General features: G+C 52.4%; 9 protein-coding genes. 6 read left to right on the top strand and 3 right to left on the bottom strand.

What is annotated here, in order from left to right:
- Positions 1-53: 53 nt before the first annotated feature.
- Entirely contained in the window at positions 54-1,364 is a 1,311-nt protein-coding gene (gene rimO / locus CRP01_RS35500) for a 30S ribosomal protein S12 methylthiotransferase RimO (protein ID WP_099154858.1), read from the bottom strand.
- A gap of 166 nt (positions 1,365-1,530) precedes the next feature.
- On the opposite strand from rimO, the gene CRP01_RS35495 reads away from it, so the two are divergent.
- The 5 genes from CRP01_RS35495 to ilvN all read left to right on the top strand — a co-directional run bounded on the left by CRP01_RS35495 (position 1,531) and on the right by ilvN (position 8,747).
- Positions 1,531-2,235, top strand: a complete 705-nt coding sequence (locus CRP01_RS35495; RefSeq protein ID WP_099154842.1) for a hypothetical protein — start codon at positions 1,531-1,533, stop codon at positions 2,233-2,235.
- Between the two features lie 302 nt (positions 2,236-2,537).
- Entirely contained in the window at positions 2,538-3,914 is a 1,377-nt protein-coding gene (locus CRP01_RS35490) for a tryptophanase (RefSeq protein ID WP_099154841.1), read from the top strand.
- Positions 3,915-4,461: 547 nt separating this feature from the next.
- Positions 4,462-6,171, top strand: coding sequence for a dihydroxy-acid dehydratase (gene ilvD, locus CRP01_RS35485; protein WP_099154840.1), 1,710 nt, complete (start codon positions 4,462-4,464; stop codon positions 6,169-6,171).
- Positions 6,172-6,345: 174 nt separating this feature from the next.
- The gene (ilvB, locus tag CRP01_RS35480; protein ID WP_099154839.1) at positions 6,346-8,097 is read left to right on the top strand and encodes a biosynthetic-type acetolactate synthase large subunit; all 1,752 of its coding nucleotides are present in this window, start codon (positions 6,346-6,348) and stop codon (positions 8,095-8,097) included.
- 95 nt (positions 8,098-8,192) lie between these two features.
- The gene (gene ilvN / locus CRP01_RS35475) at positions 8,193-8,747 is read left to right on the top strand and encodes an acetolactate synthase small subunit (protein ID WP_099154838.1); all 555 of its coding nucleotides are present in this window, start codon (positions 8,193-8,195) and stop codon (positions 8,745-8,747) included.
- Between the two features lie 64 nt (positions 8,748-8,811).
- Here the strand turns inward: ilvN and CRP01_RS42575 are convergent, their stop codons facing one another.
- Positions 8,812-10,029: a septal ring lytic transglycosylase RlpA family protein gene (locus CRP01_RS42575; protein WP_222845892.1), complete on the bottom strand. Its 1,218-nt coding sequence runs from the start codon at positions 10,027-10,029 to the stop codon at positions 8,812-8,814.
- A 159-nt stretch (positions 10,030-10,188) separates the two neighbouring features.
- Positions 10,189-11,592, bottom strand: a complete 1,404-nt coding sequence (locus tag CRP01_RS35465) for a hypothetical protein (protein ID WP_143473684.1) — start codon at positions 11,590-11,592, stop codon at positions 10,189-10,191.
- Between the two features lie 268 nt (positions 11,593-11,860).
- Between CRP01_RS35465 and CRP01_RS35460 the strand changes: the two genes are divergently transcribed.
- Positions 11,861-18,451: a T9SS type A sorting domain-containing protein gene (locus CRP01_RS35460; RefSeq protein WP_099154836.1), complete on the top strand. Its 6,591-nt coding sequence runs from the start codon at positions 11,861-11,863 to the stop codon at positions 18,449-18,451.
- Positions 18,452-18,799: the final 348 nt, after the last annotated feature.

Here is an 18,799-nt window from a genome sequence, read left to right as displayed (position 1 = left end):
ATAAGCAAAGGCAGTATCATGGGGTAGAATTCCGGGCGTATTCGGCCCGACGGCTACTCGACCACTTCGCCGATCAGATCGTATTCATTAGCGTCTACGATCTTTACGGTGGCAAAGTCCCCGAGACGCACGTATTGGTCCTGGGCGGGGATCAGTACTTCATTATCTACCTCGGGAGAATCCCCTTCGGTACGACCGACGAAATAACCGCCTTCCTTACGGTCAAAGAGCACTTTGAAAGTTTTTCCAACCTTTTCCAGGTTTTTCTCGTAGGAAATTTCCTGCTGGATCTCCATCAGTCGGTTGGCCCGGTCGGCTTTTACTTCGGCCGGAACATCGTCTTCCAGGTCATACGCCCGGGTATCTTCTTCGTGGGAATACTGGAAAACCCCAAGCCGGTCAAACCGCTGCTCCCGGACAAAGTCGCAAAGATCTTCAAACTCCTCCTCCGTCTCTCCCGGGAAACCCACCAGCATAGTGGTACGCAGGGTCAGACCCGGAACGCGCTTTCGGGCTTCGGCCAGCAGCGCCGTGGTTTCCGCCCGGGTGATCTGCCGGCGCATCCGGTCCAGCACGGCATCATTGGCGTGTTGCAGCGGAATATCGAGGTAGTTGCAAACTTCGGAATGGGCTGCCATCGCATCGAAAATTTCCAGCGGAAATTTACTCGGATAGGCATAGTGCAAACGGATCCATTCGATGCCCTCCACTTCCGCCAGTGCGTGCAGTAATTGCGGTAGCTGGCGTTCTTTATACAGATCCAGTCCGTAATAGGTCAGCTCCTGGGCGATAAGCATCAACTCCTTTACTCCTCTCCTCGCCAGATTTTTTGCTTCCCGTACCAGTTCTTCGATCGGGCGGGAGATGTGTTTGCCCCGCATCAGCGGAATGGCGCAAAAAGAACAGGTCCGGTTGCAGCCTTCCGAGATCTTCAGATAGGCGTAATGCGGCGGAGTAGTAATATTTCTTTCCCCGATCAGATCGTGCTGATAATCGGCATCCAGGCGCGAGAGTAAAGCCGGAAGTTCCAGTGTACCGAAGTAGGCATCCACCTCCGGGATCTCCTTTTCCAGATCATCCTTATACCGTTGACTGAGGCATCCGGTCACGTAAAGTTTATCAATACCGCCGTCTTTTTTCACGTCGGCGTATTCCAGGATGGTATTGACCGATTCTTCCTTGGCCAGATCGATAAAACCGCAGGTATTGACAATGATGATATTGGCATCTTCATTACTGTCGTGCCGCACCTCGTAATCGTTCGCCCGCAACTGAGTGATCAGGTTTTCCGAATCCACCAGATTCTTGGAACAACCCAGTGTGATCACGTTTACTTTATCCTTGCGAATGCTTTTTGTCTTCATGTAATTGGTAGTCAGTAATCCTTGGTCAGTGGTCGAACCGGCCACCGACGCCGCTTTCCGCATTACTCATTTTGTAAAAAGAAGTGCAAAGATACCTATTTTCGCGTTTCCGGAATACTGTCGTTTTATTTCGGACGTTTGAAACATAAAAAAGAAGGAACAGTTTATGAAAGCTTTACCGGTAATAGCCCTTTGCCTGTTTTTTGCCCTGAGTGCACAGGCCCAATTCGGTCTGAACGCCCGCTACCTCATTCCCGCCGAAGATAACTGGCCGTACGTGACCGAAAATGGTGGACAAAGTTCCATCAGCCGCCCCTACGATAAGGGCTGGTCGGCAGGTCTGGATTTTTGGTTCCGCCTGAAGAACAAGCGGGTGGAATTCCTGCCGGAACTCAACTACACCCAGCTGACCAACTCCGAAGGCAGCCTGATCGAATTCGAGAGTGAAACCAAGATCTACAGCTTCTTTTTCAATACCAATTTCTACCTCTGGGATTTTACCGGTGATTGTGACTGCCCCACCTTTTCCAAGCAGGGACCAACGCTGGGCAAAGGTCTTTTTATCCAGGTATCGCCGGGGATCTCCTACTGGGATGGTGTGTACCGCGATGCCGTATCCCTGATTGACGACGAAGCGCTGGCTTTCAGCATCGGCGGTGGAGTCGGCTTTGATATCGGTATCACGGATCTGGTGACCTTTACTCCGATGGCCAATCTTCGCTATTTCCCCGAAGTGAAGCTGGAGGGAAGTATTCCCACCTCCGAGAACAACCCTCTACCCGATCTGGTCACCCTGACCAGCACGGAGAGTCCTTTTCTCTGGAGTGTCGGCCTGCGGCTCGGCTTCCGACTGGATACCAGCCGTTATTGATCGGGGAACCATCTCCTAAACCGAATGCCAAAGCGGCTATGCACTGTTTTTAGGTCATCTGACCTTTTTAGCGTGCATAGCCGCTTTTCCATTTTGGAAAGACTTCTTATCTTTGCGCCATGTTTGTAACTCCTTTCAGATTCGTTAAAAAAAGAGATTCATTTCCGGTCTGAGTCCTTCGTCCTGAAGGACCACATATCCTTTTTCTATCTGTATCCTGGGTTTTATTTAGGTCTTCTAAGACGCTGGTCTCGGGATGCGCTATCCGTTTATATCTATGATCTTAAATTTCAAAAATTGTCATGCAATTACCTACCATACCTCCGTTCAAAACTAAAGTTGTAGAACCTGTATATTTTCGTACCCGTGAGGAAAGAAAAAAAAAGATCCGGGAACAGCATTTCAACCTTTTCAATATCCACAGTGACTGGGTGATCGTCGATCTAATGACAGATTCCGGCACCGGGGCCATGAGTGAGCAGCAATGGTCGGAGATCATGCTCGGCGATGAAAGCTATGCCGGTTCGGAATCTTATTTTAAGCTCATCCGGGCCGTAAAGGATATTATGGGCTTTGAATACGTTGCCCCAACGCACCAGGGAAGGGCGGCAGAGAACATCCTTTTTTCCGCCACCGTCAGGGAAGGTGATGTCGTACCCGGCAACGCGCACTTCGATACCACCAAGGGCCACATTGAATTCCGTAAAGCCCGCGCCATGGACTGCACCATCAAAGAAGCCTACGATACGGGACTCTACCACCCATTCAAAGGCAACATTGATCTGGAAAAACTGGAATCGGTGATCAAGGAGTATGGTAAGGACCGGATCCCCTTCATCAATATCACCGTCACCTGTAATACGGTCGGAGGCCAGCCGGTTTCCCTACAGAACATCCGGGAGACGAGTGCCCTGGCTAAAAAATACGGCATCCCGGTTTATATGGATATTGCCCGTTACGCGGAGAATGCCTACTTCATTAAAAATCGCGAAGCGGCCTATAAAGACTGGAGCATCCGGGATATCATCCGGGAAATGTTCAAGGATGCCGACGTAGTCTGGATGAGTTCCAAAAAAGACGGTTTGGTCAACATCGGTGGCTTCATCGCCCTCAACGATCCGGATCTCTACGAAAGACTGGGCCAGTTCACCATCGTATACGAAGGCTTCCTGACCTACGGCGGCATGAGCGGCCGGGCCATGGGTGCCCTGGCGGTAGGGCTGTACGAAGGCGTCGATTTCCACTACCTCCAGGACCGCGTCCATCAGGTACAGTACCTGGGCCAGAAACTAAAGGATTACGGTATTCCGATCCAGGAGCCGGTGGGTGGCCATGCCCTGTATATCGATGCTAAAAAAATGTTGCCCCACATCCCGCAGACCCAGTATCCGGCCCAACTGCTGGCTGTAGAAGCCTACATTGAAGGCGGCGTCCGCGGCGTAGAGATCGGCACCCTGCTCGCCGACCGCGATCCGGAAACCGGCAAAGATCGCCTGGCCGAAATGGAATTGCTGCGACTGGCCCTACCCCGCCGGGTGTATTCCCGTTCGCATATGGATTACGTGGCCGCGACCATGGCCCGTGTGGCCGCCAGAAAGGAGGAACTGAAAACCGGGTTCAGGATCACCAAGCAGGCCCAGATCCTGCGTCATTTCACAGTAGAACTGGAAAGAATCTAAACCAACGGGGGCAGGAGACGACAATCACTGCCCCCACTCCCCTCTTCCCTGACACCTCACACCTCTCCCCTCGCCCCTGAAACCTGACGCCTCGCCCCTCACACCTCGCCCCCCAATTTCCCACATAATCCCCCCAAAACTTGATTCTTAAAAATATTTTACACACATTTGTTCCAGCAAAAGCAAAACTGATGCTCAATAATCGTATTTCTATCGTACTAATTCTTGTCGTGGTCGTCATTATCCAGATGCACCCGGAGGGATGGTATTGATCATATCGATGTTGACATCAAAAAGCCGTTCTTCCGAAGAAGAGCGGCTTTTTTTTTGCTGACAGGCCAAATAATAAGGACTTAAGACTCGTAAGAACATGAGATTTAACAAACTGATTTACAAAATCTTGCAAACAAATACGGTCCTTGTCCGGTTCGTAACACTAAACTAAATTAATTGGGTTTTGCACCCCGGGAAACTTATTTTTAAAGTCCCGACGGTTTTTAACACCTAAAATACTATAACCAAAGACGATCTATACAATAATTCCAAGATGAAGAAACTGAACAAGTACAGTCGAAGAATAACGCAGGACGAAGGGCAACCCGCCTCCCAGGCCATGCTTTACGGCACCGGGATGACGGAAGCAGACATGGACAAAGCACAGGTAGGTATTGTGAGTACCGGATGGGAAGGCAACACCTGTAATATGCACCTGAACGGACTGGCCGAGCAGGTAAAGGCCGGCGTAAAAGCGAGTGATCTGGTAGGCCTGATCTTTCACACGATCGGGGTAAGTGATGGGATCTCCATGGGTACGGACGGCATGCGCTATTCCCTACCCTCCCGGGATATCATTGCCGATTCCATCGAAACGGTTGTTTCCGCGCAGTGGTACGACGGCGTGGTCGCCGTAGTGGGCTGTGACAAGAACATGCCGGGTGCCATGATGGCTATGGGCCGGCTGAACCGCCCCGCGATCCTGGTCTACGGTGGTACGATCAGTCCGGGTTGCCACCTGGACGAAAAGCTGGATATCGTTTCGGCTTTTGAAGCGCTCGGTAAAAAGAACAACGGAGAGATCACTCCGGAAGACTTCAAAGCAGTAGTGAAGAAATCCTGCCCGGGCCCCGGTGCTTGTGGCGGTATGTATACGGCCAACACCATGGCTTCCGCCATCGAGGCGCTGGGCATGTGTCTTCCTTTCAACTCTTCCTATCCCGCCAACAGCGAGGATAAGAACTACGATTGTGAGCGGGTCGGTGCCGCTATGCGTAATCTGCTCGAACTGGACCTCAAGCCACGGGACATCATGACCCGTCAGTCCTTCCTGAATGCCATTACCCTGACCATCGTACTGGGTGGTTCTACCAATGCGGTCATGCACCTCATTGCCATGGCCAAATCCATTGATGTTGAACTGACCATCGACGATTTCCAGGAGATCAGCGACCGCACACCTTTCCTGGCGGACCTCAAACCCAGTGGCCGCTACGTAATGGAAGATCTTTACCAGATCGGAGGCGTACCCGCCGTGCTGAAGCTCCTGCTGAAGCATGACATGATCGACGGCAGCTGTATGACCGTTACCGGCAAAACGCTGGCCGAGAACCTTGCCGAAGTTCCCGCCCTGCAGGAAGGCCAGGATATCATCCGTCCTTTCGACAATCCGATCAAAACCACCGGTCACCTGCAGATCCTGTACGGTAACCTGGCCGAACAGGGTTCGGTCGCCAAGATCACGGGCAAGGAAGGAGAAATGTTCACCGGGCCGGCCCACGTTTTCGATAGTGAAGATGCATTGAACGAAGCGCTGAAAGATAAAGCCGTGAAAGCCGGTGAGGTGATCGTGATCCGCTACTGCGGCCCCAAGGGAGGTCCGGGTATGCCGGAAATGCTGAAACCGACCTCGACCATTATGGGTCAGGGACTGGGTAAAAAGGTAGCCCTGATCACCGACGGGCGTTTTTCCGGCGGTACGCACGGATTCGTGGTGGGCCACATCACACCGGAAGCCCAGCGGGGTGGATTGATCGCCCTGTTGCAGAACGGAGATATCATCACCATTGATGCCGTCAATAACGTGCTGAACGTCGATCTTTCGGACGAGGAGATCGCCCGCCGCCGGGATAGCTGGACCATTCCGCCGCTGAAGGCCGAGACCGGTATCCTGCGCAAATATGCATTTACCGTATCCACCGCGAGTGAAGGTTGTGTCACCGACCAACTGCCCGCTCCGGTAGAAGCGTCTGTCACTCCCTGATCGTTGGGGGTGATCACAATTTGATCAACCGGAGGAAAAGTTTTTGGGATGCTCCGAAGCTTTCCGCGCTTTTCCTCCTGCTCATAATTGAACACGTATAATACCCTAATCATTTTAGCACGAAGCTAACGGCCTTAAAAAACGGGCCCCGCTTATTACAATTGTTACCAAACCATGAAAGCACAGACTGAATTTAATACCAAGCCTTCTCCCGTATCCAAGCCTCAGATCAATGGCGCCGAAGCAGTTCTGCGGTGCCTGATCGCCGAAGGGGTCGATACGATCTTCGGCTATCCGGGTGGCGCAATTATGCCGGTTTACGACGAGTTGTATCACTACGAAGATCAGCTCACGCACGTACTCCCGCGCCACGAACAGGGAGCCGTACACGCCGCAGAAGGCTACGCCCGGGTCACACGCCAGACGGGCGTCTGTATGGCCACGTCCGGCCCCGGTGCCATGAACCTCGTTACCGGCCTGGCCGATGCCCTGCTGGATTCCACACCTCTGGTCTGCATTACCGGCCAGGTTTTCCGGAAACTGCTGGGTACTGATGCTTTCCAGGAGACGGACGTGATCAACTGTACCATGCCGGTCACCAAGTGGAATTACCAGATCACCAAAGCGGAGGAGATCCCGGCTATTTTTGCCAAGGCCTTCTATATCGCCAATTCCGGCCGACCCGGCCCGGTGGTAATCGACATTACCAAGAATGCCCAGATCGAGTTGATGGATTTCGAATACCGGAAGATCTCCGTGATCCGGAGCTACCATCCGTATCCGATGCCCGATCCGGAGAGCCTGAAAGAAGCGGCCAAACTGATCAACGAGGCCAAGAAGCCGATGATCCTGGCCGGCCACGGTATCCAGATCGCTCACGCCCAGGAAGTTTTCAAGACTTTTGTGGAAAAGACCGGCATTCCGCTGGCCTGTACCATTCACGGCCTGTCGACCATTCCTTCCGACCACCCCCTGCATACCGGTATGTTGGGTATGCACGGCAACTACGGACCGAATTTAAAGCAGAACGAGTGCGATGTCATGATCGCCATCGGTATGCGCTTCGACGACCGGGTGACGGGAAACTTGGAAAAATACGCCAAGCAGGCCAAGGTGATCCACATCGAGATCGATCCATCCGAGATCAATAAAAATGTCAAAGCGGATGTTCCGATCCTTTCGGACGCCAAACTGGCCCTGGAGAAGCTGTTGCCGATGGTAGAACAGCGCTCCCATTCCGAGTGGGTACAAACTTTCCGGGATTGCGATAAGATCGAATACGAAAAAGTATACAAACACGCCCTGTCTTCTTCCGAAGAGGGACATCTGCGGATGGGACAGGTGATCAAGGAAGTGTCCGACCAGACGGAAGGGAAAGCGATCGTAGCGACCGATGTCGGACAGCACCAGATGATGGCGGCCCGTTATTACCGCTTCATGGATACCAACCAGTGGGTTTCTTCCGGTGGCGCCGGTACCATGGGTTACGGTCTGCCCGCAGCCTTCGGTGCGAAGTTCGCACAACCCGAGCGCGAAGTGGTTGCTTTCATCGGTGACGGCGGTTTCCAGATGACCATTCAGGAACTCGGTATGTGCGCCCAGTGGAAAACCGGAGTAAAGATCGTTCTGCTGGACAATAACTACCTCGGTATGGTACGCCAGTGGCAGGAACTGTTCCACGACCGCCGCTACTCTTCCGTAGAGCTGCAAAATCCCGATTTTATCAAGATCGCCGAAGGTTTCGGGGTGAAGGGTAAAACGATCACTTCGGAAGAGGAGCTGAAATCCGGCGTGGCAGAAATGCTGGCCCACGACGGCCCCTATCTGCTGCACGTGATGGTAGAAAAAGAACACAATGTATTCCCAATGGTCGCTTCCGGTAAAGCGGTAGATGAGATCGTTCTGGAAGCAGCGGACGTGAAATGATTTTAAAGGACTAATGGTAGACGGCGAAAGGAGACCGCCAGGTCAATGCTTTTGATCGGTTTCCTTCCGCCGTCGGACTAGTATAAACACAGAACATGTCAGAAAAACTGAAATATACGATAATCGTATTTACGGAAAACGAGACCGGTATGTTATCCCGGGTAGTTTCCGTTTTTACCCGCCGGCACATTAATGTCGAAAGTCTAACGACCTCCAAATCCTCTATGAAGGGCATCTACCGGTTTACGATCGTAGTCCGGGTCACCCGCGATATGGTGGAGAAACTGGTCGCTCAGCTGGAAAAGCAGATCGACGTGGTCAAGGCTTTTTACTACGAGCCCGATGAGATCGTTTACCAGGAGGTAGCTCTCTATAAGGTACCGACCCACATTTTTGCCAACAGCAACAAGGTGGAGACCCTGATCCGGCAACACAACGCCAAAGTGCTGATGATCGAACCGGAATACATCGTCATCGAAAAAACCGGTCACGAACACGAGACGGAGGCTTTACTCGAAGAATTGACCAATATTGGTATTTATGAATTTGTCAGATCCGGACGGATCGCGATCGTGAAGCCAATGGAACGCCTGAACAAATATCTGGCTTCTCTGGAAGAGCAGGTCAATACAAACGGCACGGGTCACTAAAAATAAAAAGGAGCAGAGCACACACTTAGTGCTCTGCTCCTCCCTTCGGATCGATTGCTGCGAATTAATTCAGCAGGATCACGATCCCATCCAGCAAATAGTCCCTTTTGTAACGGGCCAGCTCACCGGTCGCCGTTTCCTTATCACCGAAAGGACCATTCAGCACTTTATACAGCTTGTCTCCTTTGTAATCTGTTTCCAGCAAGTAGGCCGTAGCCATTCCCATTTGCTTCAACTTCTGCAACTGACGCTGTGCGTTGTCAAAGTTGCGGTAAGAAGCCATTTGAATAGCGTAGGAACCCCGGGCCGATACGGACGCCAATGGCGACTTTGCCGTCAACTGCGGAGAGATCCGGGAAGATTCGGCACCGTACGACTGCGGCTGTACCAGAGAAGTCGGTGAATTGCTGTACTGCACGTAAGCCTGCGGATTAGGAGTAGCCCCCCGGGCCGTGATCTCCGGTTCATCGTAGCTGGAAGGCTGTTGTAAACCTCCTCTGTCGTAGAACGAAGCGTCGTTGTTCGTGGCGTTCTCCTCGGGCAACAATCCCCGGGCACGCAGGCGCTCGTAAGTTTCCGCTTCGGAACGTGCGGTATTGTTCACCGCTCTGCGCTCCGCCTGCTGGGCTTTATAGTAATTATAGGAATCGAAAGCTTCGATCTGATTGTAAGCATTCAGTCCTCCCTTAGCCTGCAGGTTGGAATTTCCGCTAGCCGTATTCGTCGTTGCCGGTGCAGCCGGGGTCGGACTTACATTGATCCGCATGGGCTGCGTCTCTCCGTAGCTGGACGGTGCAGATTTCGCGTAGGTATTACCCGTCTGGAAACCGGCATCCGGTCTTGGATATGAAGAATGACGATTGGCCGGAACGGTACTGTAGGTCGGCCGTTCGTACAGGGCGATATTCTCACGCTGTAAACGGGTATCCGCAGCTACGTTCGGTGCCTGCTGACCAACCACATCGACGGAAACCATCGCTCTACCGGAGCGAATGAGATCGAGTTGGATGGCCGCTGCTTTGGAAAGATCCACCACGCAACCGTCGCAGAATGCTCCGCGGTCATTGACCCGTACTACGACGGACCGTTGATTGTCCAGACGGGTCACCTTCAGAAGGGTCCCGGCGGGCAGGGAGCGGTGGGCGGCAGTCAGCTCATTACGGCGATAAACTTCGCCGTAAGCGGTCGGCTGACCTTCCAGGTAATCGGCATAGTAAACAGCTATTCCACGCTCGGCCGTACTGAAATTCTGGGCCGACAAGGGGGAAAACCATACTGCCAAAAATGTGCAAATTATAGTATTAATTAGTGATCTTTTGGTCATGGGTAACCTAATTTGATTATACATTCGTGTATTTAGACGTAAAATAACCAATAAAGTCAACTTTTTCGTATACAATTTTAGAGTTTATACTCGATTTATCAACAAAAGGTTTCTATTTTAACAATATTTTGCTATTTCGTCCATTTTTGCTTCCAACCAGGACTGATTTAGTATGCCTCCGGTCGTTTCCAGCTCTCTTTTCAGACGATCCAGATCCTTTGCCGTTTTCTCCTTTTTATCGTATCCCAGACGGGAACGAATGTGGGCAGCGCGACGCGTCATCCGGAAGAGATGATAAAATCCTTCCCGGCGGGCGTCCGACATTTTTTGGTTGCGTTGCAGGTACTGCAAAAAGGAATCTACAAGCGAGTAAAGCGCTTCGTCTTCTTCCAGTTCGTAGTAGGTCCGCAGCAATAATGCCTTGGCTCCCAGGTTGTAACGGGGATCCCGATATTCCACCTTTATCAACAGATCAAGTACTTTTCCGTATACTTTGGCTTCATGGTAATAAGCCGCCAGGTTGAAGCGATACGCATTGTCCGCTACTTCCGGCCGCAATCGGTCCCGATAAGTCCGGATGAATTCATGGACCCAGTCCAGTTCTTCCAGTCGCAAACCTACCGTGACGATATTTTTATAATGCCATTCCGAAAGATAGCCCTCCTCCAGCAGGAGTTCCTGCTCCAGTTGGGACTGGTACAGTCGGAACAATTCCTGCAGGAACTCCAGATTGTTCTGGTTGATCTCCCGGATGCAGTAATTCTGAAAATAATTATAGAGGCTCGCCCGCTCGGGGGGCGGAAAACAGGATTCTCCGCTTTTCAGTTCCTGCAGGGCCTCGTAATAGTGCCGGTGATCTTTTTCACGCAGCATTTCAAAGAGTTTGTAATAGAGATAGATCGCCGGGATATTCCGGTATACTTCCAGGTTTTCGGCTACCTCTCTCACGGCGGAATCCAGCATCCGGCTTTCGGTTTCCACCTTCACCATATTCCGGCGCACCTGAGCCTCTACGGCGTTTTTCAGTTTTTCCGCCAGATAGAAGCGATCCAGCTGCTCCTCCATCACATTCAGCCCGGAAAGATCCCGCTTGGCAATAATGTGATTGAGGAAGTAATCCCGCTCGGAGGCCATCTGGTAGCGATGCCACCAGTGGGTACTGGACTGCTCGCCCGCATTTTCCAGTTGAGCCCCCGAACGATCCAGCACTTTCTGGTAGAGTTCGAAGGCTTTTACCTGCCGCATACCACGCAGCAGCAGGTGGTTGGTTTCCGCCTCCCCGGAACGGAGCATTTCCTGCGCCAGGAACTGTTCGGCCAGCCGGTAGGTGTAGGTAAACACCACGGCCAGTTTGCCCTGATCGTGCGCTTTTCGCGGGAATACTTTTTTATAAACCCGGTAGCGATCACACTGAAAAGCGCTGAATTCCGGATAGCAGCTATCCAGGTATTGGGTGAGCGCCCGCACGTCCCGGTGCTTGTTGAAATAAGGCGAATGCACAAACTCCCGGAATCGCGTCATTTCTTTTCGGTTGAATTGCCGTAGTAAATCAATTAATTTGTGCTGGATCATAGCCAATTTCAGCGTCCGGGAAAATCAAATATTAAAAATAAAAATCTCAAATTTTAATTCCTCACAAATTTCGGTAAATCAGGACTCTAAATCAAGTTTTTAACTAAACTTTAGGCATTTTTTTCCAAAAATAGAGCGTAAACATTTTTTTCATTCCTTTTTGGAAACCGCATTTTTGTAACATGAAGATTTCATGAACACGTAATAAACACCAGCCATGCTCAAATTCCTGAAAATTAATGGGTTGCTTTTTCTTTTTTGTTGGATCAACATACTCTCACTACATGCACAGAACGACACTTGTATCCGTTTTGAAGACCTGCCGGCCAATGCCGTTTACGGCCGGGATGCCGGTCAGTCGGCGGGAGACCTCGCTTTTAACCTAAAAGGGGTCGACGTTTATCTGGAAAATTTCATCTACAGTAACAGTGATGAGATCGGTTTCTGGAACGTTTCCGTTACCGAAGATATCTTCGGCAACCAGACCGCTCTGGACGGCCAGTCCCTGTTCATCAGTAACATTAACCTCAAATTTGATTTCACTCAACTGGACCTGCCCGTCAACGGGCTCTGTTTCAACATCGTAGACGGCGGCGGTGAAGAGAATATCGCCGTTAACGGTCAGCCGATCCGGGTCATTCCGGATTTTTCGGACGTTCCCGCAGAGATCGCGCCGGGAGTATTTCTCGAAGTTAGTCCGCTGCCCAATAACGACAGCAATTTCCCCTTCAACGCTCAGGTCTGCCTCCGCGGTAAGATCGAGGAGTTGCTGATCGGCGGGCAGGAATTTGCCTTCGATAATCTTTGCTTTTACCACGAGCCCTGTACCCTATCGGACCTGAAAGCGGAGATCCTCAACTGCGATGCTAACAATAGCGACGTAAATGTCTATACCGTCGGTATTGATTTTGCGCTGCCCTCAACGACCAACACTAACTTCGATGTCTATATCAACAACAGCTTCCGGGGTTATTTCAGTACAGCCGACCTGCCGCTCCAACTGGAGCAGATCCGCGTACTGAGTGATCAGGAGGTTTTTGATGTGACCGTTTGTGTGAACGATCGCCCCGATTGCTGCGTAAGCGTAGACCTGCTGAATGCAGGCTGCCCACCGGAATGCCGGATCGAGGGCGTAGAACTCGGAGCGATCGAATGCAGTTTTGACGGGAATTACTATACCAAGATCAAGGTGAAGGGCGCCAATCTATCCGGTGCCCTGCACATCACCAACGAAGCCGGGGAGGTCTGGCAGGGCAACGCGGACGGAAGTGAGGCCGTCAGCTTTCCGATCCCCAGCCAGAATTACGACAAGTGGATCGTATGCGATCCCCAGTACCCCAATTGCTGCTATACTTTTGATTTCGACGTCCCCTGTCCCACGTGCCGCATCGGGCCACTCCAAGCTGAGGCCACGGAATGTACCGATGACGGCATGTTTTACATCAAACTGGACTTTGATCACTTCACACCGACCGGCCAGTTTTATGTATTTGTGAACGACGAACAATATACCGCCCAGGCCTACGCTAATCTACCGCTGCGTCTTGGGCCATTTCCCGGCGACGGCAAAACCGGCTATAAGATCCTCGTACGCGACGCATCCGAACTGTGCGACCAGGATATTTATCTGGAACCGGTAGCCTGTCCCCCTAACAACTGCGAGATCGGTGCGCTGCACATTACCGAAAGATCGTGCATCGATTCCGACCAGTTCTATTTCAAACTGGATTTTGAACACGCCCGTACTTCCGGCACGTTCCAGCTATTGCTCAATCAGGAAGTTTACAAGAATTACGCCTACTCGGATCTGCCCATACGGGTCGGGCCGCTCCCGGCCGACGGGCTTACCGACTGGCACGTACTGGTGCAGGACGCAGCCGGTCCCTGCGCCAGCGATACCAAGTTTGAGGCGGTAGATTGCCAGCCGGCCGACTGTGAGATCGGTCCGCTCCATCTTTCCGGCCCGGTCTGTAACGACAATGGCGCCTTCTTCTTCAAGCTGGATTTTAAATACCGCAATACCTCCGAGCGATTCCAGGTTGTACTGAACGGTGAAGTTTTCGAAAGCTACGGTTACGATCAGCTACCCGTGCGGGTGGGGCCGCTTCCGGCCGACGGCACCACGGACTGGCATGTGCTCGTGCAGGATCAGTACGAACACTGCGCCAGCGATACCAAGTTTGCGGCGGTAGACTGCCAGCCCAAACAGTGTGAGATCGGCGACCTGAAGTTGTCGGGACCGATCTGCACGCCGGGTACCAACAACGAATTTTACCTGCAACTGGATTTCGACCACTGGAATACCTCGGAAACCTTCGAACTGCGTATCAACGAAGAGACCTACGAGACCTACGCCTACGCGGACCTGCCGGTGCGCCTGGGGCCCTTCACCACGGATGCCAGTGAGATCCAGTGGGGTATTCGGGTGGTCGACGCTTCCGACAGCTGCGAGCAATTCTCGGTAGTCAGCGGCGCGGTTTGCAATTTCACCCAGTGTGAGATCGGCGCGCTGGATATTTCCGGACCGGTCTGTCTCGATAACGGCGGGTTCTATTTTAATCTGGATTTCGATTACCGCAATGTTTCCAACACGTTTCAGGTAGTGGTGAACGATGAGGTGTTCGGGGTATTCGATTACCCGGCGCTCCCGATCCGGGTGGGACCACTGCCGGCCGACGGGGTAACGGATTGGTTGATCACCGTAAAGGACGCCTCCCAGAACTGCGGACAGGAGGCCAAACTACCGCCCGTAAGCTGCTACCCGGACGAATGCCGGATCGGTCACCTCCGGATCTCCGAACCGATATGCGGTGATGTGCCCGGGGAATTTTTCTTTAAACTCGATTTTGATCACAAAAATAATACCGACGCATTCAAGCTATTGCTCAACGGCGAACTCTACGAACAATACCCGTATCAGGAACTGCCCGTAACGGTCGGTCCGCTACCAGCCGACGGCACTACCGATTGGCATATTCTGGTGGAAGACCTGTCCGGTCTTTGCGCCGAAGATGGCAAATTGGCGGCCGTCAATTGTAATCCCGAAACCTGCAAGATAGGAGAGCTGAAACTCTCCGAAGCGATTTGTACCGAAGACGGGCAGTTCTTTTTTGAAATGAATTTCGAGCACGAGAACACCACGGATAAATTCCAGCTGTTCCTGAACGGGGATCTGTACGAGAGTTATGCCTACGTGAGTCTACCGATCAAAGTCGGTCCGCTACCGGTTAAGGATCTGAAGGACTGGCACGTGCTGGTACGCGATGCCGGCAGCGACAGCAATGAGCACTGTGCTTCGGACGCTCATCTGATCGTAGATTGCCCCGTACCGGTTTGCGAGATCGGCGCGCTGAAATTATCCGATGCGATCTGTACGGACGACGGCAAGTTCTTTTTTGAAATGAACTTTGAGCACGCCAATACCTCGGATCGATTCAAACTCTTTCTCAACGGAGAGCTCTACGAAAGTTATGCGTACGCGGATCTCCCCCTCAAAGTCGGCCCTTTATCCCCCGAAGGGATCAAGGACTGGCATATCCTGGTCCGCGATGCGGAGAGTACCAACAATGAACACTGCGCATCGGACGCCCACCTGCCAGTGAATTGCCCGACGACGGTCTGCGAGATCGGCCCGCTGAAGTTATCAGAACCGATCTGTACGGATGACGGGCAGTTCTATTTTGAAATGAATTTCGAACACGCCCACACTTCGGAGAAATTTCAGGTGCTGCTCAATCAGGAGGTTTACGAAAGTTATGCGTATGCCGACCTGCCGGTGAAGATCGGGCCGTTGCCGGCCAATACGGATCTCGACTGGCACGTACTGGTGCGCGATCTTTCCAATACCAACTCCTCCCCCTGCGCTTCGGATGCCAAACTGGCCGCACCGGTTTGCCCGGGCGGAGCCTGTAAGATCGGTGAGCTGCACCTAGTGGAAACCTACTGCACCGATGATGGTCAGCAATTCTACACCCAGCTTGATTTCCAGCACGAAGGGACTTCCCAGGAATTCCAGTTGTTTCTGAACGACGAGAAATACGGCATTTTTGCCTACGAAGATCTCCCCCTGAAACTCGGTCCTTTCAACGCCCTGATCGACCTGGAATGGAAATTGCTCGTCAAAGATATCAGTGGCAATTGCGCGGCGGATATTCACTTCAGTGCCCCCGATTGCCCCGGCGGCGGTAACGATTGTAATATTTCCAACCTGCAGATTGAACGCTATCCCTGCATCGGCGGACAGTTCCTGGTGGACCTTTCATTTGACATCCAGGATCCGGGTGCCAAAGGTTACTACGTCTTTACCAACGGACAGATTTCCGGTCCGTACAGCTACGAAGCGCCTTTTATCACCCTGGGCCCCTTTGCCGGTGACGGCAGCACGGTTTACGATTTTCTGGTGATAGATATTGACGATCCGTCCTGCTACGGCTATTACGAGCTCGGCCCGGTTGATTGCAGCAATCCCTGTTCCATCGGTGAGGTGTTTGCCGAAGCCCACGAATGCGGCGCAGACGGCGGCTTTATGGTCGATGTGGCTTTTGATTACGATAAGGTTGGTAGTTCCGGCTTTACGATCCGTACCAATGGCCAGCAATTCGGCTCCTTCGAATATGGCCAAGACTTTTACACCATCGGGCCTTTGGCGGGAGACGGAACGACCACCTACGAGATCGTAGTGATCGACAATGATAAGCCAGATTGCCGTAATTTCACGACCATCGACCCGATCGACTGTCTGCCTTGCCGCATCGGAGCTCTGGACTATTCTGTACAGTGCCTCGAAAACAGCAAGACGTTTGTCCTCAATCTCGATTTCGAGTACGAAAATCCTGATAGCGACCGCTTTACCCTGGCCATTGGGGATCAGGTAGTCGGTTCGTTCCTGTATACCGATCTTCCCCTGGAAAAAACGCTGGAGCTACCCGGATCCGGCGAGCTGATCGTAGCCGTCTGGGATTCCGAAAATCCTTCCTGTGCCCAGAAGGCGGAATTCAGTATTCCCTGCTGCTACCTGTCGGAACTGACGGTAGAAGCCGCCCCCTGCGAAAACGACGGGGAGCTTTGGGTCGATCTAGATTTTGACTACTACAATGTCAGCAACACCTTCCAGGTGGTTTACGGCCCGGCGGGGGGTACGCTGGAGGTGCTGGAATTTGCCTACACCGATCTGCCGATCACCCTCGGCCCACTGCCCGGTCAGGCCGCAACCGACTGGTATTTTGAAGTTACCGATCTGGGGTACTTCTGTCAAAGTAGCGCCGAACTCAGTACCCAATACTGTGACAATGATGCCTGTGCCGAGTGGGACCAGACCCCGGCCGGCGCTTACGGCCCCATAACGGGTTACGATCCGGGAGACCTCATTGATGAAGAAGACGGGCTTCAATTATCCTTTGCACCGGCCAATGCCGCCAACTGTGACTGTGCGGTATTTGTGACCAAGGCTTCCACCTTCCCCGCCTTTAGCGCCGGTAACGGGCAGGTGGTGCTACTCGATAACAGTGGAGCAATGATCAGTGCTCCGGGTTATGAGATCCAGCAGCTCAGTGTGGATTACTACTTTACCGGCAACGAAGTCCTGCTGGCGGTCAATGATCAGCCGGTGGTAGCGGCCGCCCACCCACTTGATCTGCCGGCCGCTATTGCTCCCGGTGTCAAACTTGAAGTAACGGCCAGCAGTAATGACGGCCGCAACGGTCGCATGGTCTTCAGCGGTGCGATCTACCGGCTCGGCTTCCTGTCCCGCGGCAAATGGGTGCTGGATAACTTCTGTAACGACAAGACGGAAAAAGAAGACGAAGTATGGCCGGGAGATACCAACCTGGACAACGTCGCCAACCACATCGATCTCCTGAATATTGGTCTGGCCTACGGACAACAGGGCCCTCCGAGAACCAATGCCGAGATCAAGTGGGAAGCCCAGCAGTCGGAAAACTGGTCCGATCAGTATTTTGACAGTGATCTGAATTACAAACATGCGGACGCCAACGGCGACGGACGGATCGACCGGGCCGATCGCGGGCCCATCATGGAGCACTATGGCCTCGTCCACGGGCCGCTCCCGGTATTTACCGATGTACCCGCCACCGAAAATGATCCGCCGCTATACGTCGATTTTGCGGCCAGCAGTTCGCCCATTCCGGTGGGAGGAACCTTCCAGGTACCCATCGTATTCGGTACGGAAGCAATACCCGTGGAAGACATTTACGGAATTGCTTTTACCATCACCTTCGATCCGACCGTGATCGACCCCGCCAGCATCGAAGTAGTCTATCCGGAAAGCTGGCTCGGACAAACCGGTGAGGATCTGCTGACGCTCGATCGGACGCTGGAAGCCTCCGGCCGGATCGATGTGGCCCTTACCCGGATCAATAAGGTGAATGTAGGCGGTTACGGAGCAATCGCCTCCCTGATCGGAGCCATTGACGATATTGCCGGCAAACATACCGTCGTCGAGATTACCGAGGTAGTAGCGATCCGGGCTAATGAGGATCGGGTACCGGTGAACGGCATTCCCACCAAGGTGGAGTTTACCGAAGAGCTGAAGCCCGAGATCGGTTATATCGACCTCAACGCCTCGCTGAATATTTTCCCCAACCCTACCTCCGGCGAAGTATTGATCACTACCCGTTTCAACTATCCGATCGAAAAGATCCGGATCCTGGACGGCTACGGTAATCCGACGGGCATTGAGGTAGCGGGTAAAAATCGTATCAACCTGCAGGATCTGCCTTCGGGCATCTATATGCTTCGGATCCAGTTGGGCAAATACACCATCAGCCGGAAAGTAGTGAAAGTGAATTAGGTAAGTGCTTCCTGCAATTTGTATGGCAGGAAGCGGTATCATCAAGATATTTGATAGGGTACTTTGAAGGAATTATTTTGGCAGTGCCGGTCCCGGGTGGACCGGCACTTTTTTTATTTATTCGTTCTCCCAATGGCTAAATTAAGCAGGAAAAACGGGTGGTTTTAAGCAGTATCCGCCTCACCACGCTAAATCGCAATTATATTTTTTTATGGAATTTTCTTAATTTCCCGTCTCAATTCCAAAGCCTCCCACAGTTGCCTTCGGGCATGAAACGGGCCTTTTATCTACAACCACCGCCTTTTTTGAAGAATAACGCCCCTCCCTGCCAACCGGTTTTCCCGGACT

This window comes from Flavilitoribacter nigricans DSM 23189 = NBRC 102662 (assembly GCF_002646595.1).
Lineage (GTDB): Bacteria > Bacteroidota > Bacteroidia > Chitinophagales > Saprospiraceae > Flavilitoribacter > Flavilitoribacter nigricans.
The sequence above is the reverse complement of the archived record's forward strand: the minus strand, read 5'-3'. Positions and strand labels throughout refer to the sequence as shown.